The 26,211-nt window shown below is 67.8% G+C and carries 22 protein-coding genes; 4 read left to right on the forward strand and 18 right to left on the reverse strand.

Annotated elements, in window-relative coordinates; all coding sequences use genetic code 11:
* Positions 1–171: 171 nt before the first annotated feature.
* From KF715_20365 to KF715_20385, 5 genes are all read right to left on the reverse strand, one after another.
* Positions 172–672 carry a purine-binding chemotaxis protein CheW gene (locus KF715_20365; GenBank protein ID MBX3739053.1) on the reverse strand — a complete coding sequence of 167 codons (501 nt, stop codon included), beginning with the start codon at positions 670–672 and terminating at the stop codon, positions 172–174.
* 4 nt (positions 673–676) lie between these two features.
* Positions 677–3,142 carry a hypothetical protein gene (locus KF715_20370; protein MBX3739054.1) on the reverse strand — a complete coding sequence of 822 codons (2,466 nt, stop codon included), beginning with the start codon at positions 3,140–3,142 and terminating at the stop codon, positions 677–679.
* Positions 3,143–3,485: 343 nt separating this feature from the next.
* Complete coding sequence (locus KF715_20375; GenBank protein ID MBX3739055.1) at positions 3,486–4,562, reverse strand: hypothetical protein; 1,077 nt, start codon at positions 4,560–4,562, stop codon at positions 3,486–3,488.
* Positions 4,563–5,582: 1,020 nt separating this feature from the next.
* Positions 5,583–6,878, reverse strand: coding sequence for a hypothetical protein (locus tag KF715_20380; protein MBX3739056.1), 1,296 nt, complete (start codon positions 6,876–6,878; stop codon positions 5,583–5,585).
* 295 nt (positions 6,879–7,173) lie between these two features.
* A complete protein-coding gene (locus KF715_20385) occupies positions 7,174–7,677 on the reverse strand; it encodes a purine-binding chemotaxis protein CheW (protein MBX3739057.1) in 504 nt (167 codons plus the stop codon).
* A gap of 355 nt (positions 7,678–8,032) precedes the next feature.
* Between KF715_20385 and KF715_20390 the strand changes: the two genes are divergently transcribed.
* Positions 8,033–10,159: a chemotaxis protein CheA gene (locus KF715_20390; protein MBX3739058.1), complete on the forward strand. Its 2,127-nt coding sequence runs from the start codon at positions 8,033–8,035 to the stop codon at positions 10,157–10,159.
* Positions 10,160–10,177: 18 nt separating this feature from the next.
* Positions 10,178–11,053, forward strand: coding sequence for an HDOD domain-containing protein (locus tag KF715_20395; protein ID MBX3739059.1), 876 nt, complete (start codon positions 10,178–10,180; stop codon positions 11,051–11,053).
* Positions 11,054–11,068: 15 nt separating this feature from the next.
* Here KF715_20395 and KF715_20400 read toward each other — a convergent pair whose 3' ends face one another.
* From KF715_20400 to KF715_20430, 7 genes are all read right to left on the reverse strand, one after another.
* Positions 11,069–12,541, reverse strand: a complete 1,473-nt coding sequence (locus tag KF715_20400; GenBank protein MBX3739060.1) for a PQQ-binding-like beta-propeller repeat protein — start codon at positions 12,539–12,541, stop codon at positions 11,069–11,071.
* A gap of 255 nt (positions 12,542–12,796) precedes the next feature.
* Positions 12,797–14,035, reverse strand: a complete 1,239-nt coding sequence (pepT, locus tag KF715_20405; protein ID MBX3739061.1) for a peptidase T — start codon at positions 14,033–14,035, stop codon at positions 12,797–12,799.
* A gap of 221 nt (positions 14,036–14,256) precedes the next feature.
* Positions 14,257–14,946, reverse strand: a complete 690-nt coding sequence (locus tag KF715_20410; protein MBX3739062.1) for a hypothetical protein — start codon at positions 14,944–14,946, stop codon at positions 14,257–14,259.
* A 51-nt stretch (positions 14,947–14,997) separates the two neighbouring features.
* A complete protein-coding gene (locus tag KF715_20415) occupies positions 14,998–15,987 on the reverse strand; it encodes an aldo/keto reductase (protein ID MBX3739063.1) in 990 nt (329 codons plus the stop codon).
* A gap of 129 nt (positions 15,988–16,116) precedes the next feature.
* Positions 16,117–18,252 (reverse strand): M3 family metallopeptidase, encoded by a 2,136-nt coding sequence (locus tag KF715_20420; GenBank protein ID MBX3739064.1) that lies wholly within the window; start codon positions 18,250–18,252, stop codon positions 16,117–16,119.
* Between the two features lie 83 nt (positions 18,253–18,335).
* Positions 18,336–18,767 (reverse strand): response regulator, encoded by a 432-nt coding sequence (locus tag KF715_20425; protein MBX3739065.1) that lies wholly within the window; start codon positions 18,765–18,767, stop codon positions 18,336–18,338.
* 169 nt (positions 18,768–18,936) lie between these two features.
* Entirely contained in the window at positions 18,937–19,365 is a 429-nt protein-coding gene (locus KF715_20430; GenBank protein MBX3739066.1) for a hypothetical protein, read from the reverse strand.
* A gap of 187 nt (positions 19,366–19,552) precedes the next feature.
* Between KF715_20430 and KF715_20435 the strand changes: the two genes are divergently transcribed.
* Positions 19,553–20,248, forward strand: a complete 696-nt coding sequence (locus KF715_20435; protein ID MBX3739067.1) for a DTW domain-containing protein — start codon at positions 19,553–19,555, stop codon at positions 20,246–20,248.
* Here KF715_20435 and KF715_20440 read toward each other — a convergent pair.
* The 5 genes from KF715_20440 to KF715_20460 all read right to left on the reverse strand — a co-directional run bounded on the left by KF715_20440 (position 20,218) and on the right by KF715_20460 (position 23,162).
* Positions 20,218–21,039 (reverse strand): hypothetical protein, encoded by an 822-nt coding sequence (locus KF715_20440; GenBank protein MBX3739068.1) that lies wholly within the window; start codon positions 21,037–21,039, stop codon positions 20,218–20,220. The two genes, KF715_20435 and KF715_20440, sit on opposite strands and share 31 nt — an antisense overlap.
* Positions 21,014–21,754 (reverse strand): DUF899 domain-containing protein, encoded by a 741-nt coding sequence (locus tag KF715_20445; protein ID MBX3739069.1) that lies wholly within the window; start codon positions 21,752–21,754, stop codon positions 21,014–21,016. The genes KF715_20440 and KF715_20445 overlap by 26 nt, the downstream gene beginning before the upstream one ends.
* A gap of 80 nt (positions 21,755–21,834) precedes the next feature.
* Positions 21,835–22,278 (reverse strand): SRPBCC domain-containing protein, encoded by a 444-nt coding sequence (locus tag KF715_20450; protein ID MBX3739070.1) that lies wholly within the window; start codon positions 22,276–22,278, stop codon positions 21,835–21,837.
* Between the two features lie 9 nt (positions 22,279–22,287).
* Positions 22,288–22,836, reverse strand: coding sequence for an SRPBCC family protein (locus KF715_20455; GenBank protein MBX3739071.1), 549 nt, complete (start codon positions 22,834–22,836; stop codon positions 22,288–22,290).
* Positions 22,833–23,162: a winged helix-turn-helix transcriptional regulator gene (locus KF715_20460; GenBank protein ID MBX3739072.1), complete on the reverse strand. Its 330-nt coding sequence runs from the start codon at positions 23,160–23,162 to the stop codon at positions 22,833–22,835. Before KF715_20460 ends, KF715_20455 begins: the two co-directional genes overlap by 4 nt.
* Positions 23,163–23,463: 301 nt before the next feature.
* On the opposite strand from KF715_20460, the gene KF715_20465 reads away from it, so the two are divergent.
* Entirely contained in the window at positions 23,464–25,035 is a 1,572-nt protein-coding gene (locus tag KF715_20465) for an MCP four helix bundle domain-containing protein (GenBank protein MBX3739073.1), read from the forward strand.
* 116 nt (positions 25,036–25,151) lie between these two features.
* On the opposite strand, the gene KF715_20470 is transcribed toward KF715_20465, so the two are convergent.
* Positions 25,152–26,138, reverse strand: a complete 987-nt coding sequence (locus KF715_20470) for a hypothetical protein (GenBank protein MBX3739074.1) — start codon at positions 26,136–26,138, stop codon at positions 25,152–25,154.
* Between the last annotated feature and the right edge of the window lie 73 nt (positions 26,139–26,211).

The raw sequence follows: 26,211 nt of genomic DNA on the forward strand, positions 1-26,211 counted from the left end.
CGCTCCGGTGCCGAGGAGAATCTCCCTCAGAAAGCGCGGGAGTTTCGCGCAATCGGGGATTGGGGCTGCGAGTCTCCTGTCCGAAACTCGCAGCCCCGTCCCTGGATCGTGTCAGATCCTCTGTCCTGAATTTCGCCCTGGCGGGCGAGAAAGCGGGCGATCGCCGCGGCCTCAGGCGGCCGTCGCGATGCGTTGCATGGTTTCCGGAGCGACGACGCGGTCGATGTCGAGGAGGGTCTTCACCTCGCCTTTGACCTTGGCCATGCCGAGGAGGTAGGTCGTGTCGACGCGGGTGCCGAACTCGGGCGTGGGTTCGATTTCCGTGACGGGGACGTGGACGACTTCCTCGACGGAATCGACGACCAGGCCCATTTGCACGAGGGCGTCGGAGGGGAGTCGGACCTGGACGACGACGATGCAGGTGCGCTCGGTGAATTCCGTGGCGAGGCCGAACTTGGCGCGGAGGTCGATCACGGGGATGACGCGGCCGCGGAGGTTGATGACGCCTTTGACGAAGTCCGGCATCTGCGGCACCGGCGTGATTTTCTGCATGCGGATGATCTCGCGGACCTTCAGCACGGCGATGCCGTAGGCCTCGGCGGCGAGCTGGACGGTGAGGTATTTGCCCTCGTTGGTTTTCGTGGCGGTGCGAGTTTCGGTGGCGGCGTGCATGGGTTTAATCGAGGAAGTTCTTGTCGTGGGCGCTGGCGGCGGCGAGCGGAGCGGCGGGGCGGGGCGAGGCGGCCTTCGCCGGTCGGGTGGCGGCGGCGCGGCTCGGGGCGGGGGCGGCGGCGCGGGCGACCGGGGCGGTGGATTTGGTGGTGCCGACGAGGTGGCGGAGCTCGATGACGGCCTCGTTCATGGCGACGGCTTGGGCGCTGAGCTCCTCGGCGGCGGCGGCGGTCTCTTCGGCGCTGCTGGCGTTGGCTTGGGTGACCTTGTCCATTTGCGAGACGGCGGTGTTCACTTGGGTGATGCCCTGGGTCTGCTCTTGGGAGGCGCTGGTAATCTCAGCCACCACGGCGTCCATCTTACGGGCGCGGTCGACGATTTGCTGGAGCGAACTGGCGACCTTGCCGGAGATCTCGACGCCGTGCTGACTCTTGGCGACGGAGTCCTCGATCTTCGCGGCCGATTCCTTGGCGGCGTTGGCGGAGCGCTGGGCGAGGGCGCGGACTTCCTCGGCGACGACGGCGAAACCGGCGCCTGCCTCGCCGGCGCGGGCGGCTTCGACGGCGGCGTTGAGCGCGAGGATGTTCGTCTGGAAGGCGATTTCGTCGATCGTCTTCACGATCTTGGCGATCTCGCCGGAGGAGCTCTTGATGGCGTCCATGGCGGACTTCATTTCCTCCATGTCGGTCGCGCCGGTGTCGGCGGCGGTGCGGGTCTGGCCGGAGAGTTCCTTGGCCTGGTTGGCGCTGTCCGCGTTGCGCTTCGCCATGGAGGCCATCTCCTCGAGTGACGCGGAGGTCTCTTCGAGGGAGGCGGCTTGCTCGCTGGCGCCTTCGGCCAGGGATTGGCTGGCCGAGGAAACCTGGCCGGTGGCAGCCGCGATCTGCTCCGCGCCGTCGCCGACGGTCTGAGTGACGGCACTCAGCGGGCCGACGATGCTGCGGGTGATGATGAAGATGAACCCAATGGTGAGGAGCACCGTGCCCAAGCCGATCCACACGAGGAGCGATTGGGTGTAACTGAGCTGTGCCGCCATGATCGGGCCGTCGTGGTCCTGGGAGGCGATCAGCTCAAGTTTGAGCTGCTCGATGGCGTGATCGAGTTCTTCGCCCATGCCGGCCATGCGGTCTCCGATGGACTGGAGTTTGGCGGTGGAGGCGCCGCGGCTGCCGGCGGCCACCATTTCCTCGAAGGCGGCGACGTGATTGGCGAGATGGCTTTGCGCGTCGGTGACGAGCTTGAGGTGCGCCGGTTCATCGGCGAGGGCGGTGCGGGCGGTTTCCATGAAACCGACGACTTTCTCGTGGCGCGCCTTGTAGGTGGCGACGTCGGAAGTTTTCTTGGTTATGGTGTAATCTTTCACCGCGATGCGCATCTCGAGGAAGTTGGCTTGGATGCGGCCGGCGAGGACACTGTGGCGCGCGTCGGCGCGATAGGTCGTGAAGCCCGCGTTGGCGGAATGAAACGCCTCGTAAGCGATGCCGACGATGGCGACCAGCAGCACGAGGACGGTGACGAAACCGGCGCTCAAGCGGCGGCCGACCGGCCACGATTTCATGCCGGAGAGAGAGTAACGGTGGGCGCCGAAAACCGTGAGGGCGATGGCGAGCAGGCCGAGGACGATCGTCAGCCAGCTGATGGAGGTCGCGAGCTCGCTCGCGGGAGCGGTCGGGGCGGAGGAGGCGGCGGCGTGCGTCTCGGGCGCAGGGGAGTGCGCGGTGTTTTCGGGCGCGTGCTCGGCGGCGTGGGCGCCCGCGCCGCCGGTGTAGGCGAGGAGGCGGGCCTGTTCGGGGTGTTCGCCCTTCACCTGGACTTCGCCGGAGGCGAGATCGTAGACCGCGCCCACCACTTTGAGTTTTCCGGCTTTGACGAGATCGCGGACGGTGGCGCTGTTTTCGAAGATGGTGTCGATGGATTGCCAGACGTTCGCTTCGACGGCTTTGGCGAGGAGCTGGGCGCCGGGCAGGCCGGGGTTGACGGCCTTGGTTTTCTCGACGACGGGGACGATGGGGGCGACGAGTTCGGGGATGTTGCCGTGGACTTCGGCACCGTCGACGACGGCCTTGACCGCGCCGCAGGAACTGTGGCCCATCACGACGAGCAGCGGGGTGCCGAGGTGACCGGTCCCGTATTCGATCGAGCCGATCTCGTCGGTCTTGGCGACGTTGCCTGCGACGCGGACAAGGAAGAGGTCGCCGAGTCCCTGGTCGAAGATGGCTTCGGCGGGCACGCGCGAGTCGGAGCACGTGAGGATGGTGGCGAAAGGAGTCTGTCCGTTCGCGATCTCGGCGCGGCGTTCGGGCGTGAGGTTCGGGTGACGGAAGTCGCCGGCGACGAAGCGGGTGTTGCCGTCAGCTAAACGCTGGAGGGCGGCGTCGGACGTAACCGTGCCCGCGTGGGAGACAAGCGTGGTGACGGCGAGGAGGAAGCCGGACAGAGCGGCGTGAGGGAGGAGACGTTTCAGGGACATGATGGGGCGCGAGTTCGATTCCTCGCCGATGCGGGTCAGTGCGCGGCGATAGAATATGGATATGCATCGGTGGTGAACCGAGTGCGTCGCTTCCCGTTCTTACAGGCCCTGAGCCTGTCCGGACTGGCGGTCGCATCCGTATGGATGCACCGCAACGCTGAGGGGATTATCGGTGGAGTGGAGTGGAACTTGAGGGAAAATGGGAAAATTTCCCGCCGGGCTGGGGTTGATGGATGGGGCGCACGCGGCCGTTGGTCGCGCGGGTGTCGAGGCGTGGGCTTAGGGATCGAAGACGTGCTCGTTCGCGGGTGCGGAGACGGTGGTCGCGGTTGGTCGTCGCGACTCAGGAGACGGAGGAGGGCTGCCGTCTGTGGGCCGGAGTTTTGGGGTGAGCAGGGGGCGGGAGGGAGAAGTGAGGCGATTCCTGCGGCGCGGCCGCGGCCTGGCCGTTGATCAGGCGCAGGAGGATGTCGACGGAATCGGTGAGCATCAGGGCTTGCGCGTTCAGTTCCTCGGCGGCGGCGGCGCTTTCCTCGGCGGCGCCGGCGTTGCTCTGGACGACGTTGTTCATCTGGCCGACGGCGCGGTTGATTTGCTGCACGCCGTCGCTCTGTTCGCCGCTGGCGGCGGCGACGTCGCCGATGAGCGTGTCGACTTGCCGGACCTTCTCGGCGATGGCGTTCAGGCTGGTGGCGACTTTGGCGCTGATGGTGACGCCGTCCTTGGTCTTGCCGATGGCGTCCTCGATTTTCGTGGCGGTTTCCTTGGCGGCGTTGGCGGCGCGTTGGGCGAGGGCGCGGACTTCCTCGGCGACGACGGCGAAGCCGGCGCCGGCCTCGCCGGCGCGGGCGGCTTCGACGGCGGCGTTGAGCGCGAGGATGTTGGTCTGGAACGCGATTTCGTCGATCGTCTTGACGATTTTGGCGATCTCGTCGCTCGAGGATTTGGTGCCGTGCATGGCGGTGCTCATGGCCTGCATGTCGCGGGTGCCGACGTCGGCGGCATGGCGGGCTTCGCGGGTGAGGTCGTTGGCGCGGTGCGCGCTGTCGGCGTTGCGCTTGGTCATGGAGGCCATCTCCTCGAGGGAGGCGCTGGTTTCCTCGAGGCTGGCGGCTTGCTGGCTCGAGCCTTCGGCGAGGGATTGGCTGGCGCTGGAGACCTGGTTGGCAGCGTCGGTGGTTTGGTGGGCGGCGGAGCCGAGATTGGTCGCGACTTCGGAAATCGGACGGGTGACGCTGCGCGCGTAGAAGATGCCGGCTACTGAGGCGAGCACGGTGGATACGGTCGCGAGGGCGATGACCCAAATGAGCACCGTGCGGCTGGAGTGATCGAGAGTCGCGCGGACTTGCGCGAAGTCTTCCTCATAAGTGCCGGCGCCGATGACCCAATCCCACGGGGCGAAATAGGTGACGGCGGCGATCTTCTCGCGCGGTGCGGATTCGCCGGTGTTTTGCCAGGAGTAGTGCTCAAAGTCGGTCGCACCGTCGCGTGTGGCGAGGGCTTTGCCGGTCAACGATTGGATGAAGTGGCGGCCGGTGGCGTCCTTGGACTCCCAGATGTTTTCACCGTCGCGCTTGCCTTGGGCGGAGACGATGTAGCGGCCGCGCTGGTCGCCCTGGCTGCCGATCACGAAGACGTAGCCGGTCTTGCCGACGACCATGCGGGTGATCGTGTCGTGCACTTCCTGGTTGATGGTGCGGAGCGGGAGGCCGACGTAGAGCATGCCGATGACGCGGCGCTTGTCGGCGTCCCAGAGGGGCTCGTAGGCGGCGGCGTGCCAGTCGTTCACGACGTAGGCGCGGCCGCGGTAGGTTTCGCTGCGGAGCACGGTTTGGATGACGGCGTTGGGCGCGCCATCGGGGTTCTGGGCGGGAATGAAAGTGCCGATGGCGCGCGTGCCGTCGTCCTTTTGCACGCTGGTGCAGACGCGGAGCATGTCGCCGGCGTCGTTCACGCGCTGGAAAATCGTGCAGAAGGTGCCGGTGGCGCGGCGGATCTCGTCGACGATGGGAGCGGCTTGGTCGGCGGCGGTGATCTGGCCGAGCCATTGGCTCCCGCCGAGCGTGGCCTTGGGCAGCGAGACGGCGGTGGCTTGTTTGGTGAACTGGTTGACCGCTTGCCAGCTGACGGTGTCGGTCGCGAGCGAGAAGCCGCCGGCGCGCGTGACGGCATCGCGCGCGGAGGCGATGCTGCGGTCGAGTTCCTTCTGATTGCGTTGCTCCATGCCGAGGCAGATCAGGTAGGCGTCGTGCGCGACCTTGGTGCATTCGCTCATGGCTTGGTCGACGACGGTCTGGTCGACCTCGACGTTGAGCTGGCGCTGCCGGACGAGGAGGGTGGTGAGGATCACGGCGACGGTCGCGACGATGGGACAGACCGCGAGCAGGGTGATCTTGGTGCCGAGGCGGAGTTGGAGGAGGCGATTCATGATGGGACGTGTTTAAAAGGTGTGGCGGACGGACAGGTTGCAGAGGTGACGGGTGAATTCGCGGCCGTCGGTCGACGGGATGCCGCTCGTCGCGTCGTCGTAGGACCAAGTCGCTTCGACGAGGCAGTGTTTGTTGGCGGCGAACTGGAGTTGCAGCGTGGGCGTGCAGACGCGGTCGCGGCGCACGGCGGGGAGCTGCCAGATGCCGGTCCAGATTTTCAGGGCGGCGCCGGCGGTGAGGCGATCGGTGCATTTGTGGCGCCAGGTGAGTTCGCCGGCGGTGTCTTCGTAGATGCTGACGCTGGTGGAGGCCGGCTGCTCGGCGCGGCGCAAGGTGAGCGTGATGGTGTCGCGCGGGGTGGCTGTGGCGGTGGCCGACGCGTCGATCCAGAGCAGGCGCTTGTGGCGGTCCAAGCCGGCCGGCGTGCCGGGAGCGAAGGTGCGCGTCTCAAGGGCGGCGAGCAGAGTCAGCTGCAACCAGGAAGCGGGCGCACCCTCGAGTCCGCCCACGAAGCGCCGGCGCGTGCTGTCGTAGGGACTGTCGACGCCGAAGAGGGAGCCTTGATTTTGCCGCGCGAGACGGAGGCCGGCGATCACGCGGGTCTTCGGGCGGAATTCGTAGCCGGCTTCGATGCCGGCGCACACTTCGCTGCGATCGACGTAGTTGGCGCAACCGGCCTGGCGAAACTGATTGGTCCGGAAATCGTGCCAATAACCGGAGGCGAGCGCGCGGAGGAGCCAGCGTCCTTCGAGCGTTTCCCAGCGGAAGGCGCTGCGATTGACCAGGGCCGCGCGACGGTCGCGCATCGGAATGCCGCCGAGTGCGGGTGCGCCGCCGGGGCCGCCGTAGATGGGCGAGTCCTTGCTGCCGTCGATCCAGACGAGGGCGTCGGAGAAATTCCACGAGGTGGCGCCCGACCGATGGCTCGCGCCGATCTGGGCGCGGTGCGTCGTGTAGTTTTCCGCGGCCGCCGAGTGATAGCGGACCACTTCCGGTGCGTAACTGCCCGTGAGCACGAGGCCGGTCGCGCCGCGCGCTTCGACGTTCATGCCGGCGAACACGCTCGTGACGAGCGAGCTCAGCCCGGCCGGCACGGCGCCGATGATCGTCGGGCTCGGGGCGTGATCCTGGAGATAGACGTTGGAGTCGTAGGTCTCGCGGACGCCGAGCGACGTGGTGAGCTTCCACGTTGCCGGCGCGGGAGCGGTTGGTTCGGCGGCGGAGCCGGCCGACGAGGCCAGACCTGCGCAGGCGACGAGGAGTCGGGCTGCGTGCCGGGCGAAGGAAAGAAATGAAGGGGTGGCCATGAGGAGGAGGTAACCGGGTCCCTGGAGTAGGGACTCGCGGCGTCGCTCCTCTTCCTTGCAGGCCGTGGGCTGCCCGAAACAGGCGGTCGCATCCGGGTGGATGCACCGCAACGCATCCTAGGAATCGGTCCCGAATCGACGGGACTGTAGGCAAAACGTCATAGGCGCGGGCATGGCCGTCCCATGCGCGCGGTGGCGTGCGGGTTGCGCGTTTTTTCCCGGGGCGTCGCGCGGTCGCCCGCCGTTTAAACGAAAAAGCCGCCGAATCGGCGGCTTCTCGACGGAATTGGTGCGCTCAGGCGTGCGCCGTGGCGATGCTCTGCATCGTCTCGGGCGCGACGACGCGATCGATGTCGAGCAGCGTCTTCACCTGGCCTTTGACCTTGGCCATGCCGAGCAGGTAGGTCGTGTCGACCCGCGTGCCGAACTCCGGCGTCGGCTCGATTTCCTCGGAGGGAAGGTGGACGACTTCCTCGACCGAATCGACGATCAGGCCCATCTGCACGATGGTGTCGTTGGGCAGTTTGACCTGGACGACGACGATGCAGGTGCGCTCGGCGAACTCGGCCTTCAGGCCGAACTTCACGCGCAGGTCGACGACCGGGATGACGCGGCCGCGGAGATTGATGACGCCTTTCACGAACTCCGGCATCTGTGGCACCGGAGTGATTTTCTGCATGCGAATGATTTCGCGAACCTTCAGGACGGCGATGCCGTAGGCTTCGTTGTCGAGGACGACGGTCAGGTATTTGCCGGCGTGCGTCGTTTGGGTGGCAGTGGCGGTAGCGGGAGAGCTCATGGGTTCAAGAAGCGGAAAAAGGTGGTTTGGCGGCCGCTCGGCCGATGCCAGGGAGGAGGAATGTCCACCGCGGACCGGCAATGCAGGCGAGGAGTTCATCGGCACGGCCGCGCGGGACTTTTGCTCTTTTTGCGCGGAAACTCTTGGCGCCCCGCGCGCTTCGGCGGATGCCCTGCGGATGGCGGCATGGCCGGTGCACGCCGGCGGTCTGGCATGCGCGCCGGCGTGAGGCGCGACGACCGTTAGCCTGCGGCGGACGGGGGGCGCTTGGCGTGGACGAAATCCTGTCACACATGGGCTTAAGGTTTTCGTCCCACGGGCCGATGAAGAGGGCGCGGTTCCCGCTCATTTGCCCATGTCCCTCGCTCCGGAATTCTTCCAAGCGCTCGATGACTCGCTGAGTCGTTTGGCGGCCGAATCCATCCTCGCCCAGCCTGGTCGTGACGATGGCCTCATCCCCTCCTACAGCCTGCTCGGCGAAATGCGCGACCAGTGCGCCGCCGTGCCTACGCTGCGCGAAGCCGTCGCAGGCGTGCACGCGCTGATCGACAAGCGCCTCGATGCCGCCCAGCCGTTCGACGACGCGACGCTCGCCGCGCTCCGCCGCCTGATCGCGTGGCTGCCCGAAGCCATCGAAGCCGCCAAGGCCGGCCGCGCGCCCGAGGTGTTCGATGCGAGCGCCGCGCCTGCTCCGGCCGCCGAAGCCCCGGCTGCGACCGCCGCCTCCGCCGATGACACGGCCGCGGACGTGTTGCTCCAGCTCAACCTCGGCGAGAATCAGGAACTGCTCACGGAGTTCTACGCCGAGGCCGTCGATCATCTTTCGCAGATCGAGGCCGCGCTGCTCATCCTCGACCAGCAGCCGGACAACCCCGAGGCGATCAACTCGATCTTCCGCTCGTTCCACACGATCAAGGGCAACGCGGGCTTCCTCGGTCTCGTGCCGATGCACACGCTCGCCCACGAAGTCGAGTCGCTGCTCGACCTCGCGCGCAATCGCGAGCTGCGTCTCACGCCGGCAATCATCACGGAAATTCTCCGCAGCCGCGATGCGCTGCAACAGCTCACGCAGCAAATTGCCGTCGCTTTGGAAAAGGGCCACCTGCCGAGTCAGATCATTCCCGTCAGCCATCTCATGCGCGCGGTGCGCGCCCTGGCGAAGGGCGATCCGACTCCCGCGCCGACCGCGACTCCGGTCGCGACCCCGACGACGCCCACGGCTCCCGTCGCGGCTGACGCTCCGGCCGCTCCCGCGGCATCGCCGCTCGGCGCCGCCGCCGCAAACGCCATCGAGGCGCAGGCCTCGACGAAGACCACCGCCGGCGGCCAGACCGTGCGCGTCAACACCGAGAAGCTCGACTCCCTCATGGACGTCGTCGGCGAACTCGTGATCGTGCAAAGCCAGCTCATCGAGTCCGCGCGCGGCATTTGCGACGACGGCTCTCCGATGCAGCGCAACGTCGCCCAGCTCTCGCGCATCGCCAAGGAACTCCAGCACACCGCGATGTCGCTGCGCATGATTCCCATCAAGCCGACGTTCCAGAAAATGGAACGCCTGTCGCGCGACCTCGCGCGCAACTTCGGCAAGAAAGTCCACTTCCAAGTCAGCGGCGAAGACACCGAACTCGACCGCACGGTCGTCGAGGAAATCGCCGACCCGCTCGTCCACATGGTGCGCAACGCGCTCGACCACGGCCTCGAAGGACCCGAGATCCGTGCTGCCGCCGGCAAGCCCGAGGCCGGCACCGTTCACCTCAGCGCCTACCACCAAGGCAGCAACATCGTCATCGAACTGCAGGACGACGGCCGCGGCATCGATCCGGACAAAATCTTCAAGAAGGCGATCGAGAAGGGCATCGTCGCCGCGAACGCCCAGCTCTCCCGCGAGGAATGCTACGCGCTCATCTTCGCTCCCGGTTTCTCCACCGCCGAGAAGGTCACCGCCGTCTCCGGTCGCGGCGTCGGCATGGACGTCGTGAAGCGCAACATCGAGAAGCTGCGCGGCAAAATCGAGATCACCTCCGAAGTCGGCAAGGGCTCGGTCTTCAAGATCAAGCTTCCGCTCACCATGGCCATCATCGACGGCCTCGTCGTGCGCGTCGGCACCGACAAGTTCATTCTCCCCAGCACCTCCGTGCAGATGGCGATACGCCCCACGAAGGATTCCATCACCACCGTCCACGGCACCGGCGAAGTTCTCGAGCTGCGTGGCAAGATTCTCCCGCTCCACCGCCTGCACCGCCGCTTCGGCATCCCGGCCGACGCGACGCAGCCGTGGGACGGCATCGTCGTCATCGTCGAGCACTCGGGCAAAGTTTCCGCGCTCCTGGTCGACGAGATGGTCAGCAAGCAGGAAGTCGTCATCAAGAACCTCGGCGCGTTCATGCAGGGCTTGCCCGGCGTGGCCGGCGGCGCGATCCTCGGCGACGGCAACATCGCACTGATCCTCGATCCCGCCTCGCTGCTCCAAGCCGCCGCCTAACCCTCGACCGTCCCAGGCATGTCCACCCTCACACCTCCGACCCTCGAGCAAGTCTGCGAAAAAGCCCTGCGCCTGCCGTGCTCGCCCTCGCTGTTGCCGCGCCTCGCGCTGGCACTGCAGGCCGACGACAGCTCCGCCGCTGAGATCGAGCGCCTCATCTCGCTCGACGCGTCGCTCGCCGCCGCGACTTTGCGCCTGGCCAATTCCGCTGCGTTCGCGCGCGGGACCGTCGAGACGGTTGAGGCCGCCGTGTTCCGCCTCGGTGCCAAGGAAATCTACCGCCTTGCCGCGCTCGTGCTCGTGAGTCGCTGGGAAACCGGTCAGAAGGGTCTGCGCTGGGAAGCGGGCGATTTCTCGCGTCACGCGCTCATCACCGCCATCGCCGGCGAAGTGCTCGCCTCCACCACCGAGCGCCTCGACCCGCAGGTCGCCTACACCGCCGGCCTCGTTTCCGATCTCGGCAAGCTCGCGCTCGCGCACTCGTGCAACGATTTCTACCCGGCCGTGCGCGCATTCCGCGAACGCATGCAATGCACGTGGGACCAGGCCGAGCGCGCCGTGCTCGGCTACCATCATGCCGACGCGACCGCGAAGCTCCTTGCCGCGTGGAATTTCCCGAAAATCTTTCAGCTCACGGCCGAGTTTCTCACCCGTCCGACCGAGGCGCCGATGGAAGCGCTCCCGCTCCTCGCGCACTTGCACGCCGCGAAATATCTCGCGACGTCGCTCGGGCCCGGGGTGACCGAGGAAGGCTTCCTCACCGCGGTCCACGGCGCGTTCCTGCGCGAGTGGGGTTTCACGCCCGAGCTCCTCGAAGCCGCCATGCCGGTCGTGCACGAGCGCGCCTTGCAGCGCCTCGGCGACAAGATGACGACCGGCGCAGTCGCGCTCTAAGCCACGCGGCGAACTTCACCGCGTCGGCAGCGCGATGAGTTGGCCGTCGAAACCAGCGGCGATGATCTGGTCGTCCGCGAGGGCGAGCGAACCGGCGTAGCCGCCGAAACCGTTTTCGGGCGCGGGCGTGGCGCGCAGGTGCCATTTCACGGCGCCGGTCGCGCGATCGAGCGCCAGAATGCCGCCGGTGTGGGCGATGACGGTGCCGGGAATGTTTTGCGCGGCCGTGCCGGTGAACACGGCGTCGTCGGTCACGAGCGGCGTGCCCCAGTTCATGCCGTGCACGGGCGTCTGCCACTTCGCGCGGCCGGTGGCGGGATCGATGGCGCTGACGCGGCTGTAGTCGGATGCACCGACGTAGATCAGGCCGTCACGCAGCACGGGTGTGGATTCGATCCAGGAGAACCAATACGAGAAGCGCCAAGCGACGCTGCCGTCGGCGAGGTTGAAGCCGTAGAGCACGTAGTCGCGACTGCCGGCGATGACCTTGTCGCCCACGACGAGTGGCACGGTGACCACGCCGCCGGCGGTTTGCGCGCGGAACGTTTCCTTCTGCGTGCGGCGGTCGAGCAGGACGACCGAGCCGTCCATCGTGCCGAAGGTGAGCATGTCCGCGCCGTGCCGGCCGATGCCGGAAAAGATCGGCGCCTTGGCGTCGTGGCGCCAGAGCTTCGCGCCGGAGGCGGCATCGAGCGCATAGAGTCCGCCGTCGCTCGAACCGCAGTAGATGACGCCATCGACGACGAGCGGGAAGGCGGCGCGGTGGTTGAAAGTCGGGTTGGCGGCCACGGGTTTGCCCGCGGGTTGCGCGTCGTGCAGCGCGGCCGTCCAGCGCGGCGAGCCGTCGGTGCGATTGAGGGCGATGAGATTGGTTTTCGCATCGACGACATAGACGCTGTCCCCGCTCACGACGGCGCGGCCGTCGATGGGATTTTCGCCGCACCAGGTCCAGAGTCCGCGGCCGTCGGCGGCATCCACGGCGTGGAACTGGCCCGCGCTCGTGCCGACGTAGACGACGCCGTCGGCGACGACGGGCGGCGCCCACGTGCCGGCACCCAGCGGAAACGACCACCGCGGCTTCGGTGCAGCCGGATAAGCCGGCGCGGGCGGACGCGGTGTCCAGGCGCCGCCGCGGTGAAGTGCCAGCGGCAGTTGGGCCGCGCCGAAGGTGCCGCTGAGGTTGTCGCCGTCGCGGTGGAGCTTCACCGCGAAGGCGGGCGTGATGGCGTAGTTGCCGTCGCCCGCCGTCTCGACGGGAATCATGAACGGCGCGGCGAACGTGAGTGCGTCCGGGAAATTCATTCGGAAGGCGAGGTTGCCGCGTTTGGTGCGGAAGAACTCGAGGCCGAACTCGGCCGTGCCGCCCTGCGGCGGTGCGATGGTGCCGGTCCAGCGACCTTCGATCGGATCGGTCGCAGCGGGAACCGGATCAGCGGCGCACGCGGCGCAGGAAGCTGTCAAGGCGAGCAGCAGAAGCAAGGGGCGCATGCCGGCAGGGAAGGGATTTTCGGTGGCGGGATCGAAAGGATTGCGATGCGCGGCTGTGCCGGGCCGCTGAAGCGTAAGTTCGCGCGGACGTCCTTCACTTCGCGGTGGGTCCGATACTCGCAGATTGCTTCGGCTTCGTAGGGGAGCGGTGGGAGCGAGCTTGCTCGCGACTTAGCGTGCGATGTCGCGAGCAAGCTCGCTCCCACAGAAACATCTCGCGGCTGAGGTTGCCCCAGGGCTGGCTCCGGGGGGGCTTCACTTCACCTCGGCCCAGAGCTGGGCGAGGTGGAGGAGCGTCTCGGTGGATTTTTCCATGTCCTGCAATGTGACCCATTCGCGCTGGCTGTGGACCTCGTGCATGCCGGTGAAAATGTTCGGTGTGGGCAGGCCGCGTTGGGTCAGGCGAGAGCCGTCGGTGCCGCCGCGGATCGGTTGGCCGAAGGGCGTGATGCCGGCGCGGCGCGCGGCTTCGCGGGCGAACTCGACGGGGCGCATGTCCTTTTCGAGCCAGTAGCGCATGTTGCGGTATTGCTCGGTGAACGTGAGCGTGACGCGCGCGTGGGGCTCGGCGGCGCGGAGTTCGGCGGCGAGTTTTTCCATCAGGGCGCGTTTTTCGGCGAGGCCCTCGACTTCGAAATCGCGAATGATGAACGATACGGTCGCCTGCTCGGCGGAACCGGTGCAGGAGACGGGATGGATGAATCCCGCGCGGTCGCTGGTGCGCTCGGGCGACTGCGCCATGGGCAAGGCGGCGAGGTAGCGACCGGCGAGGCGGAGCGCGTTGACCATGACGTCCTTCGCCCAGCCGGGATGCGCGGCGACGCCGGCGATCTCGAGTTTGGCGGCGTCGGCGGAAAACGTCTCGTGGCAAATCTCGCCGCGCTCGCCGCCGTCGAGCGTGTAGGCGAATTGTGCGCCGAGTTGCGCGAGTTCGAGTTTGTCGACGCCGCGCGCGATCTCCTCATCGGGATTGAAACAGAGGCGGATTTTCCCGTGCGGGATGCCGGGGTTGCGGAGCAAGTGGCGCGCGGCGGCCATGACGATGGCGACGCCGGCCTTGTCGTCGGCGCCGAGCAGCGTCGTGCCGCTCGCGGTGATAACGTCCTGGCCGATGGAGGCGCGGAGGAAGGGAATCGTCTCGACGGTGAGCGTCTGTGTCGGGTCGTCGGGGAGGACGATGGGGCGGCCGTCATAGGCGCGATGGACGATGGGCTTGGCGGCGCCGGGGAGATTGGGCGCGGTGTCGACGTGTGCGCAGTAGGCGATGACCGGCGCGTCGGTCTGCGCCGTGGCGGGAATCGTCGCGAGCACGTAGCCGTGCGCGGTCAGCTCGACGTCGGTCGCGCCGAGTTCGCGCAGCTCGCGCTCGAGCAGGCGGAGGAGATTCCATTGCGTCGGCGTGCTCGGGCAGTCGGGCGAAGCCGGATCGGAACGCGTGTCGATCTGAACGTAACGAAGAAAGCGGTCGAGCAGGTCGGCGGAGTCGATGGACATGGCGGCAGCCTACGCCCACGGGTCAGCGCGCCAATGTCGAATTCCCGCCGCCATCTGCGTTTGCTCGGCTGGTTTCCCTCCGCGGCTTTGTCACCTAATAGGTGACACTTCGGGGCGGATTGCTGACGCGGCGAAACTACGGACTCGGGGCTGGTGCCGGTCGGGCGAGGCGGTGACGGTCGCGCGTGCGAGGGGCGGAGCGATGGCGGGCGGACTCAGCGTCAGTGTCCGCGGCAGACGCTCGGGCGGAAGCCGCCGCCGAAGCCGAGCGGCCGGCCGTAGCTCGCGAAGCGCAGCGGCGCGCCGTAGTCCCAATAGTAGGGGTAGTCGTAGCCTGCGTAGCCCCAGTCCGGGTAACCGTAGCCCCACCAGCCGTCGCCGGAGACTTGGCTGTAGCCGATGCCGAGCGTGGTGCCGGTCTGTTTGTCGTGGATTTCGGTGTAGATCGAGCCGGCGCGCATCTCGCGTCCGCCGGAGCCCCAGCCATAGGCGAGGGAAACCTGGCCGTGGACTTCGAGGCGGTCGTTGCGGGCGACGTCCTTCGCTTTCAGCCGTTGCGGGAGAGCGGGCTGGGCCGGGCCGGCGGCGATGGCGTTGGCGACGAGTTGGTCGAGTTGCGCGAGTTGCTCGGGCGCGAGGCGGTCGAGACCGGCCGCGGTCGTTTCGGATGGTTTGCGGCGGCTGCTGAAGGTGCCGGCGAAGGCCTTCACGTTGCCTTGGCGGGCGAGGGAGACTTCGCGGGCGACGAGGGTGTTGAGCGTGGTCTGCTCGTCGGCGGAGAGGTGGACGAGGCCGGCGGCGGCCTGTTGTTCGGTGGAAAGCGTGGCGATGAAGCCGCCGGTGGCGGCGGATGCGGCCGGCGCGAGCGCGAGCAGGGCGACGAAGAGGAGCGAAGCGAGCAGGGAACGCATGAGGATTTGTGACGCGCGAGGTGGGCGGTTGGTTCCGCGGCGGGCCGCTGTTCAGCGCCGCAGGGCGGACATCATCGCTTCCGGGTAACGCAGGCCGACGGCGCGGCCGACGGGAAAGACGGCGGCGATCTCGGCGAGCTCCGTGGGCGTGAGGCTCACGCGCAGCGCGTCGAGGTTTTCGTCGAGGTAGCGGCGGCGCTTGGTGCCGGGGATCGGGACGATGTCGTCGCCTTGCGCGAGGACCCAGGCGAGCGCGAGCTGGCCGGGCGTGCAGCCTTTGCGGGCGGCGAGGGCGTTGACGCTTTCGACGAGCGCGAGGTTCTTCTGGAAGTTCTCGCCTTGGAAGCGGGGGGAGTGGCGGCGGTAGTCGTCGGCCGCGAGATCCTCGAAGCGCTTGATCTGGCCGGTGAGAAAACCGCGGCCGAGCGGGCTGTAGGCGACGAAGCCGATGCCGAGTTCGCGGCAGGTGGCGAGCACACCGTCCTCGGGATCGCGGGTCCAGAGGGAGTATTCGGTTTGCAGCGCGGCAATCGGGTGCACGGCGTGGGCGCGGCGGAGCGTTTCGGGCGATGCTTCGGAGAGGCCGAGATAACGGACTTTGCCGGCGCGGACGAGGCTGGCCATGGCGCCGACCGTTTCCTCGATGGGCGTCTGCGGGTCGACGCGGTGCTGATAGTAGAGATCGATCGTGTCGACTTTGAGGCGTCGCAGCGAGGCGTCGCAGGCGGCGATGACGTAGTCGGGGCGGCCGTTGACGCCACGGACCTGCGGGTTGGCGGGATCGCGGACGATGCCGAACTTCGTGGCTATGACCACGCCGTCGCGCCGGCCAGCGAGCGCGCGGCCGAGGAGTTCCTCGTTGTGGTGCGGGCCATACATGTCGGCCGTGTCGAAGAACGTGACGCCGCGGTCGATGGCGTGGTGGAGCGTGGCGAGGGATTCCGTCTCGTCGCGCTCGCCGTAGAAATCGGACATACCCATGCAGCCGAGGCCGAGGGCGGAGACACGCGGACCGTTTTTGCCGAGCGAGCGAAGTTGCATGGCACAATCGTAGTCGCGCGGGCCGCGAAGTAAAACGGCAACACGGTGTCGCGCGGGCAGCAAAAAGCCGCCGGCGGGCGGCCGGCGGCTCGTGAAGGGGTGGTCGCGCGTTCGGCGCGGCGGGTGCGCTCAGTTCGGGCCGGCGAGGCCGCGGCGCTCGAGGAACGGCTTGATGTCGGGATCGGCGCCGACCATGTCGCGGTAGAGCTGCATGGCGTCGGCGCTGCCGCCGCGGCTGAGGAGCTTGGCGCGGAAGCGGTCGCCGTTCTCGCGTTTCAGGCCGCCGTGGGACTTGAACCACTCGACGGTGTGGGCATCGAGGACCTCGCTCCAGAAGTAGGAGTAGTAGCCCGCGGCGTAGCCGGACATGATGTGCGAGTAGTAGGTCGTGCGGTAGCGCGGCGGCACCGGGGCGAAATCGAGGCCGGCTTTCCGTAGCGCGGCGGTCTCGAAGGCGACGACGTCGTCGGCACCGGGAACCTGGTCGGCGCGGAGCTGATGCCAGGCTTGGTCGATGACGTTGGCGGCGACGAGCTCGGTGGTGGCGTGGCCTTGGTTGAACTTCTTTGTCGCTTCGACCTTAGCGAGCAACTCGACCGGGATGGGCGCGCCGGTCTGGTAGTGCTTCGCGTAGTTCTGGAGGATTTCCGGCCAAGCGGCCCACATTTCGTTCACTTGCGAGGGGAACTCGACGAAGTCGCGCGGGACGCTGGTGCCGGCGAAGCGCGGATACATCACGTTGGAGAACATGCCGTGGAGTGCGTGGCCGAACTCGTGGAAGGCGGTGCGCACTTCGTCGTGCGTGAGCAGCGTGGGCTGGCCTTCGGGCGGCTTCGGGATGTTGAGGTGGTTGGCGATGACGGGCTTGGTGCCCTTGAGTCCGCTCTGGGGCACGTAGGCGTTGGCCCAGGCGCCGCCGTTCTTGTTCGGGCGGGCGTAGTAGTCGGCGATGAAGATCGCGAGCTGCGAGCCGTCCTCGTTGAACACGTCGAAGACGCGCACGGTGGGCTCGTAGACGGGGAGGTCGTGGCGCTCCTTGAAAGAGAGGCCGTAGAGTTTGTGCGCGGCGAAGAAGACGCCATCGATGAGGACGTGGTTGAGCTCGTAGTAGGGCTTCAGCGCGGATTCATCGAAGTCGTATTTCGCCTTGCGGACTTTCTCGGCGTAGAGCTGCCAGTCGCCGGGCCCGAGGGTGAAGCCGCCTTTTTCCGCGTCGATGATGGCCTGCATCTCGGCGGCCTCCTTCTTCGCGTTGGCGACGGCGGGCGGCCCGAGCTGGGCGAGGAGCTTGTTGACGACGTCGACGGAGCCGGCGGTCTGTTCCTCGAGGGAGTAGGCGGCGAAATTCGGTGCGCCGAGGAGTGCGGCGCGTTCGGCGCGTTTCTTCATGATCGCGACGACGATGGCGCGGGTGTCGAACTCGCCGCCGCGGCTGCCGCGGGCGAGGGAGGCGGCCATGAGTTTGTCGCGGGTGGGGCGATGGGTGAGGTTGGTGAGGGGCGGCTGGCCGGTGGTGTTGACGAGGCGGAGGGCGAACTTGCCTTCCTTGCCGTCGGCCTTGGCGAGGTTCGCGGCGGTGGTGATCTCGGCGTCGGAGAGGCCGGCGAGTTCCTCGCGGGTGTCGACGTAGACGGTGGAGGCGGCGACTTCCTTGAGGGTGTTTTGGGTGAACTGCGTGCTGAGCGTGGCGAGTTCGGCGTTGAGTTTCTTCAGCGTGGCCTTGTCGGCGTCGGAGAGTTTGGCGCCGGCGCGGACGAAGTCGCGATGGTAGCGCCAGAGCAGGCGGGCGGACTCGGCGTCGAGGCCGAGGGTGTCGCGGGCGCTGTAGAGGGCGTCGATGCGGGCGAAGAGTTTCGGGTTGAGGCGGATGGCGTCGCCGTGCGCGGCGAGCTTGGGCGCGAGGACGCGCGCGACCTTCTGCATCTCGGGGTTGGTGTTGCTGCCGTTCAGCGAGAAGAAGATCGTGCTGGCGCGGCCGAGCAGGTCGCCGGATTTTTCCATGGCGACGATGGTGTTTTCGAAGGTCGGGGCGGCGGGATTGTCGGCGATGGCCTCGATCTCCTTGAGGTTCTCGGCCATGCCCAGCTCGATGGCGGGCAGGTAGTGCTCGTTCTTGATCTTGTCGAACTGCGGGTAATGCAGCGGCAGCGGACTCTCGGTCAGCAGCGGGTTGTCGTTCATAGCGGCAGGAGCGGGCTCGGCGGCGGTCGCGGACAGCGCGACGCCCAGCGCGAGCGCCACAGGGGCAACGGTGGGTCGGAACATGCCGCGGAACTTGTGCCGGAGCGGGCGCGACGGCAAGTGCGCTTCGACCAACGCGGCGGCGGGGCCGACGAGGCGGTGCCGGCTCAAGCCGACGGCGTCGCGGCGACGGCGAAGAGATCGCGGAGCGAGGTGCGCAGCTGCGCGGGGAAAATCGGCTTCGGCAGGATGCGGTCGACGGCGAGCTGGCGATATTTTTCCTGCACGATCGGGCTGATCTCGGAGCTGAAGACCATGACCTTGCCGCGGTAGGTGCGTTCGCGCAGGCGGCGGACGAGCTCGAGGCCGTTCATCTCGGGCATGTGATGGTCGGTGATGACGAGGTCGAAATGGTCGGGCGCGGCGTTGTTCAATTTCTCGAGCGCGAGGTTGCCGTTGGCGAACGACTCGACGGTGTGGCCGTCGCGGCCGAGCACGATGGTGATGAGCTCGCGGAGTTCCTTCATGTCGTCGGCATAAAGGATTCGCAGCGGCCGGCCCGGCGTGGATTGGGAGGAGGCGGGGGTCGAGGAGGTCACGAGAGTCGTTGTCATCGTAGACGTCAGACGCGAAATTGCACGGATTGGTTCTGCGAAAAGGATGCGAAAGTTTGCCCAGCGCGTCTGTGGGTTTTCCGCCGGGAAAACAGGGATCGGACGGCATGGGCGTCCGATCCCTGCGGGGTGAACGGAAGGCGGGCGCGACGACTCAATGTTCCGCGCGCGCCTTGGCGAGCGAGGCTTGCAGTTTGTCCCACGCGGCGGCCGCCTCGTCGCGCGCCTGGTTCCAGGTGTCCTGCGAGGCGCGGGCGAGCGCAGCGGTCTTTTCGTCGAAGGCGGCTTTGTCGCTTTTCACGGCGGCGAGGGCGTCTTTGCGCGATTGGGAGGCTTTGGCCGCGGAGGCGTCGGCTTCGAGTTGGCTGAGCTCGGCGTCGAGCCGGGCGATGATGGCGCTGAGGCGGGAGTTGAAGTCGCCGCGCTTTTCGTAGGCATACGTGCGCAGCTCGGTCCAGGTGTCGGCCGCGGGTGAGGCGACCGAGGTGTCGGCGTTGCGCGCATCGGTTTCGGAGGAGGAATTGCGGCCACACGCGGTGAACGCGAGCGCGCCGGCGAGGAGGAGGGGAGCGAGGATTTTCATGGGATGGGCAGGGCGGGTGGACGTGACCCGGCCGGAGCGCCACCTGGCGTGGTCGGGCATGCGGCTTCCGACCGCACCGGCGCGTCGGCGTGCGTCTCCCGGTGGCAAAAGGGGAACATCTCCGATGCGCCGCTCGGGGCGGCAGCGGAGGATTGACCGGGCGCGGGGTTTGCGGCGGGCTGCAGCGGTGTCCCGTTCCGTCGTCCTCCGCGAAACTCCGCGCTGCGCGCATTGCCAGCTCACGCCGCGCTGGTGCATTTGCGCGGGCGAGCGGATCGTGGAATCGTCGCTGCGGGTCGATGTGCTGCTGCATTTCATGGAGAGCTACCGGCCGAGCAGCACCGGGCACCTGATCAAGCGCGTCATGCCCGCGTCGGGCCAGCATCTCTTCCGCAAGCAGGCGCCGCTGCGCCGCGAGGACGTCGTGCAATCCGGCCGCGAGTTGTGGATTCTACACCCGCAAGGCGAGGAATTGCCCGCCGCGCCTGAGCCGGCGCGCCTGCAAGTGCTGCTGCTCGATGGCACGTGGACGCAGGCGACGGCAATGGCGCAACAGGTCGGCGCGTGGGGCCGCCGCGTGCGGCTGCCGATGGCGGGCGAGAGTCGCTACTGGTTGCGCACGCAGGCGGGCGAGGGGCGGTTTTCCACGATCGAGGCGCTGTTGTTCCTCCTCCAGGCGCTCGGCCTGGGCGAAGCGCACGCGGCGCTCCGCGCGCAATTTGAACTGCACGTCTACGCGACGCTGCGCGCGCGCGGGTTCAAGGAAAAGGCCGCCGCGTATCTCGCGACGTCTCCGATCCGCGAGGCGTTTCCGGAACTGCTGGCGCGGCTGGACGAGCGGCGCCCGAACCTTCAGGCGGCGTCGGGGGCCGCGGGCGGCTGAGCAGCGGGCGCAGCGAGAAATCTGGCCGCGATCAGCGCGATCGGCAGGCCGACGCACAACAAGTGCGCCAGGAAGGCAGGTTCCCAATTCGCCGGCGGGAAGGTCTTGGGCGGTGTGCGCGTCAGCGGGAGGAAGATGAGCTGCATCGTCAGCCACACCGCGACGCCGTAGAGCGGGCCGGCGATGCCGGGCTGGCGGACGAGATACGGGCGGAATTTTGCGGCCATGCAAAACAGCGCGGCGACGATGAAGGCGATGGCGAAGTGCAGCAGCACGCCGACGATGGCGTAGCCCCAGTCGACGGGATTGCGCGCGGCGGGCCCGAACAACGCGGCGGCGATGCCCTGGAGCAGTGCGACGACGTTGCCGCCGCGGTAAAGCGTCAGCCCGCACACGTAGACCAGATCGAGCGCGCCGGCGGCGAGACCGGACCAGACGATCGCGCGCGCTAGCGGCGAGGTGAGCGGGTTGGCGGAACGGGGCGCAGCGGGCATGGCGCGACGTTGCGGCGCGCGCCGGGGAGGCGCAACGTCCGAGAGCGTCAACGCGCGGCGGGCGCGCCAGAGTCCCCACGCGCCCGCGGCGACGACGCCCCCGAGCCACGGCGCGAGCGCGACCATCGTCGACGGCGCGCTCGCCCCGCAGAGTTCGCGCCCGAAAAGCGCGCCGCCCGCCGCGTAGGCGGCCAGGCAGCACACGCCCTTCGGCGCGAGCGCGAAGAGCGTGAGCGGCGCGGCTTGCCGGACGCGCCGGCGCCACCCGGGCTCAGGCCGTGACGGCGGCGGGCTCATAGGCGTCGTGATAACGCACCCAGGCCATCGGGAATTCCAGCGCGCTTTCGTTGCGGCCCTGCGGCGTGAGGTCGAGGAAGTTGTAGGTGTTCATGAGGTGATCGAGGCCACGGCCGTAGGTGGAGTAGGTGTGAAACACGCCGCCCGACGCGTCGCGGACGAAGACGCTGAGACCCGGCGCCTCCTCGAAGGGGAACGCCGGCATTTCGGCGTAGTTGTAGCGGATGCGCCCGGACGCGAGTTCCTCGGGTGTGAACGAAACGCGGAAGTCGTCGTTGAAGGAGCTGCCGTGGGACGAGACCCAGCGGAAGCGCCAGCCCATGCGTTGCTGGAAGGGCGCCAGTTCGTCGAGCGGCGCGCGCGAGACGACGGCGAGCGCGGTGTCGCGTGCGGCGAGATGCGGCAGCATGGCGTCGAAGTGATCCGACACGAACGAGCAGCTCTTGCAGCCCTCGCCCCAGCCGGGGCCGAACATGAAATGATAGACGATCAGCTGGCGCCGCGGGCCGAAGAGATCGGCGAGCGTCGCCGGGCCGTCGGGCGTGGCGAAGGTGTAGGGCTGCGCAAGGCGCACCCACGGGAGCGCGCGACGGCGCGCCGCGAGGGCGTCGCGCTGGCGGGTGAGTTCCTTTTCGGCGCGGAGGAGTTCGAGCCGGGCGGCGAGCCACTCGGCGGGTGAGGCGATGCGGGGAGCAGGTGTGGTTGGGTTTTTCATGGGAAAAATTCGGGCAAAGCGGCAGCTGCGGCGTGCGGCGGCACGTCGGCGGTGGAGGGAAGAGCGCGCGAGTTTTTCGGCTAGGCGCTCAGGGCGCGTTCGAGCGCGTCGGCCATTTTCTGCCAGGAAGCGGCGGCGCGGTCGGCGAAGGCGGCCCACTCGGGCGCCATTTCATGGTGCAGAGTGAGTTGGCAGGCGGTGGCACCGAGCGGTTCAATCCGGACGGTGACCTTGCTGGTGGCCGGCAGGGCGTCGCGCGTGGCCCAGGTGAAAACGAGGCGGTGCGGGCGTTCGAGCGCGAGGTATTCGCCGACGTGGTCGACGAGGGTTCCGGCGCGATCGACGGCGAAGGAAAACTGGCCGCCGACCCGCGCGTCGACGGTGAGGCGGACGATTTTCTCGTCGCGCACGGCGGGACCGAACATCCAGCGGCCGATCCAGGCGGGATCGAGCCAGGCGTCAAAGACGCGCTCGGCAGGCGCGGCGAAGCGCTTGCTGATGCTGGCGGTGGCGGGCGTGGACATGGCGGCGGATCAGCACGGGACGACCGCGTCGTAGTGCGCGCGCAGGCGGTCGTGCATCGCCCAGAGCTTGGGCGTCGGCTGGTTGCCGAGAATCGCGACGAGGAACGCCAGGTGCGTGTGCCAGCCGGCCGCGTAGTTCTTCTGCTCGGGAATATCGTCGCCCGTGGAACGATGCGTGAGGACGAGGAGGACTTGGCGGCCTTGCGGGGTAAGTTCGAACGTCACGACGGAGTCGTCCGCGCCGAAGGTGTAGCTGAGCACGTGCGGCGGATCGTAGCGCAGAACGCGACCTTCGAAGGTGACGCCGGGCTCGTGGACGTGCGCCCATTTTTCCGGCGGCGTTTCGCCGGGCGAGAGCTTCGAGTGGTGCATCTCGAAGACGACCTTGCCGCCGGCTTTCGGCTCGGTGACGCCGCCGCAGATCCAGCGGGAGCGTTTTTCGGGGTCAGTGAGGAATTCCCAGATCCGTTCGACGGGACCGGGCAGGAGGCGGACGATGCGGAGTTCGCCGCGGGCGGGGAACTGGGCGTAGGAGTCGTTCTGGATGGGCGTGGTCATTTGGAAGCGGATTTCTTTTTGCGTTCGTCGTCGGCGCGGAGTTCGCGTTCGAGGGCATCGAGGCGGCGGCTCCAGGCGCTGCGCGTGCGTTCTAGCCAGTCGGCGAGGTCGTCGAGGCCATCGCCATTGAGCGACTGGATGCGCGTCTGGCCCTCGGCACGAGTGGTGATGAGGCCGGCCTCGCGAAGGACGTTCAGGTGCTGGGAAATAGCCGGGGCGCTGACATCGAACTCGGCGACGATTTCCCCGGTCGTGCGCTCGCGCTCCGCGAGCAGTTCGACGATGCGGCGTCGGGTGGGGTCGGCGATGGCTTCGAGGCTTTGCATGGCACGAAGATTAAGTAATAACTTAATTAAGCAAGGTCAAAAATAAGAATCGCGCGCTGCGGCCCCAACCGCAGCTAACGGACACCCGCTCGCGCGCTTATGAGCGCCAAGCTGGCTCAAGTGCGGGCCGTCGCGCGCCGATAGGGAGACGAAGGCGTCACAAACGGCGCCTTAGCCTCGAAGCGTCGGCTGGGCCCGCCGACGCGCCTTTTGTCATGTCACCTGTCATTCCTCCCGTATCGCTCGCATCCTTTCTCGCGCCGTGCGCCAGCCGCCGCGACCAATGCCAGGCTCCCCAGCGATGAAGAACTGGACTGTTACGCGTCGCGTCGGAGTGGGTTTCGCCTGCGTCATGGCCATCGCTGGCGTGGTGGGCGGCGGCTCGTTCAACGCCTATCTGGCGATCGATCGGCTGACGGCCGAGATGGGCGAGCGGGCGCTGCCGGATGCGCTTCAGATCATGCGGATCCAGCAAGCGGTGAGGGAGACGTTCGGGCTCTGCCAATCGCTGGACGACCCGGCGACGCGGTCGCAGACCGAGCAACGGCTCCAGGCCAACGCCGTGGAGATCGAGGGCTTGGTGGCGCACTGTCGCGGGCGCGTGCAAGATTCACCGCAAGCGAAGGAATTCGGTGCCTTCGAGGAACGGCACAAGGCGTGGGAAGCGACTTGGCGGGAATTCGTGCAACTGCAGCAGGCGGGCACCGCCTCCGCCGCGCTCCGCGAGTGGCGCTCGGCCCGGCTGTTGCCCGCCTATGAAGCGGAAAACGCGAGCCTCGATACGCTCTCGCGCGCGAAGGTGGACCGACTCGAGCAACTGAACCAACGCGTGCGCGCCCAAGCCACGCTCGGGGTGCGCGTGCTCGTCGGCTGCATTTTCGGCGCGACGGTGGCTTCGCTGGTGATCGGATTGATGGTGGCGCGGTCGCTGGGGCGGCAGTTGCGCGACTTGGCGGACGCGCTCATGGGTGGCTCGGACCAAGTGGCGGTCGCGTCGACGCAGGTCGCCGCCGCGGCGCAAGGTTTGGCGGACGGAGCGGCGCAACAGGCCACTGCGATCGAACAGACGAGCGCGACGACCGCTGAGTTGACCGCGACCACGCGGCAAAACGCCGAGCGGGCGCGCGAAGCCAGCGACGGCGCCAAGCGCGCGCGGGAAGCGGCGGACACCGGCGCGCAGGCGGCGGCGAAGCTCAGCGCGTCGATGGGCGAAATGCGCTCCTCGAGCCACGAGGTCGCGCAGATCATGAAGTCGATCGACGAGATCGCCTTTCAGACCAATTTGCTGGCGTTGAACGCGGCCGTCGAAGCGGCGCGTGCGGGCGAGGCGGGAGCTGGCTTCGCCGTCGTCGCCGAGGAAGTCCGGGCGCTCGCCCAGCGCAGCGCCGCGGCGGCGCGCGAGACGGCGGACAAGATCGCCACCGCCCTGCAACGCAGTGACGAGGGCATCCGCGTCAGCGAGGAGGTCGTCGGTTGCCTTGCCACGCTCAGCGAGCGGGTGAAGGGGCTCGACGGGTTCATCGTCGAGATCACCGCGTCGTCGCGGCAGCAGCACGAAGGCGTGGATCAGATCAACGGCGCCGTCACGCAGCTCGATCGCGGCACGCAGGCGAACGCCGCGGCGGCGCAGCAGGCTGCGGAGGCGGCGCGGCGGCTCGACGAGCAGGCGGCGCGGGTGAAGGAGCTGGTCGGCGGCATGATGTCGCTCGTGGGCGGTCGTCGCTCCGGCGATCGCGAGGCCAATATGGGCGAAGCGCGCACCGGCGGACGGCGCGAACGTGACGAACTTCACGGCGAGATGGCATCTCCGGCACCGGCCGTGGTCCGGCCAAAACTTCCGCCGCGTGCTGTGGCGGGTAAAGGTCGCAGCTGATAGCTACGCCGACCGGCGCGGCAGCTGCGACGAGGCTGCGCGGTTTTGGTAAAGGCCCGTTCACCTGAGGGCATTGTCGCTTGCGAGTGGAAGGCGCGGGCACCGCTGCGTCGCCTCTAGCGCGGTGCGCTGGCTGCGGGCGAATCGGGCAGGCGTTTCAGTTGCCGCGCGACCCAATCGGCGTCGTCGAACCAGTCGCGCGCGCGATAGTAGGCGCGGAGTTGCTCGTAGCGCGCGACGGGATTAAAGCGGGCGCCGAACTTCAGTTTGCGCAGGCAAACGGGACACGCGTGCAGCGGCTGCCGGTCGGATTCCTCGAGCGAGTTGGCGCCGTTCATTACGCAATCGAAATGGATGCAGTGGTAGAGACCGAACATGTGGCCGGTCTCGTGCGTGAGAATCTTCGCGGCGCGGCGCAGCGCGATGTCGCGCCAGGCGGGGCCGCGCTTCTCGTCGAAAAAGGCCGGGTCGTAGCGTGCGAAACTGTAGACGCCGACGCGGTCCTCGAGGGAGGCCTGGCCGAAGACGTAGTTCCAGTCCCTGTCCGGGTAGAGGTCGTCCATCGTGACCGCGAGCAGGCAGAACGCGTCGGCGGGCAGGCGTGTGTGCAGCCAGCCGAGGATCGCGCGCGTGAGCCGCTGGCGCTTGTGGGTGAATTCGTTTTCGCGCGGGTCGAACTCGAGGTCGTGCGGGAAATACGCGGGCAGGATTTTCACCTCGAGCTGGAAGAACACGGCGGCGTAGTCGCGGAGCAGCGCGAGCGAGGGTGCGTCGTCGGCGGGAAATTCGCCGAGCGGGAGCAGATAGATCACGCGCCGCTGATCGTCGGCGCGGTGCGGCTCGCTCGCGCGGAACTCGTCGAAGCTCTGGCCCGGTTCGCGGTGGAAGAGCAGCCAGTCGCCGCGAGTCGGCGTGGCGATGGGCGGAAAATCCGCGTCGGGGCGGAACAGCTCGCGCGTGAGTTCCGGTTCTTCGTAGAGATTGCCGATGGCGGCGAGGCGCTCGTTCTCCGACGGACGTTCGAATGTGCCGCGCGCGGACGCTGCGTTCGCGGCAATCGCCAGCAGCAGGATATAGACGAGGTGGCGCGCTCCCGAGGCCATGGAGGGAGATTGTGCCGCCGCGGGACGGATTCAATCGCGGACGCGCACGGCGCGAGAGATTCGGGGTGATTTC

Source organism: Candidatus Didemnitutus sp. (assembly GCA_019634575.1).
In the GTDB taxonomy this organism is placed as follows: Bacteria; Verrucomicrobiota; Verrucomicrobiia; order Opitutales; family Opitutaceae; genus Didemnitutus.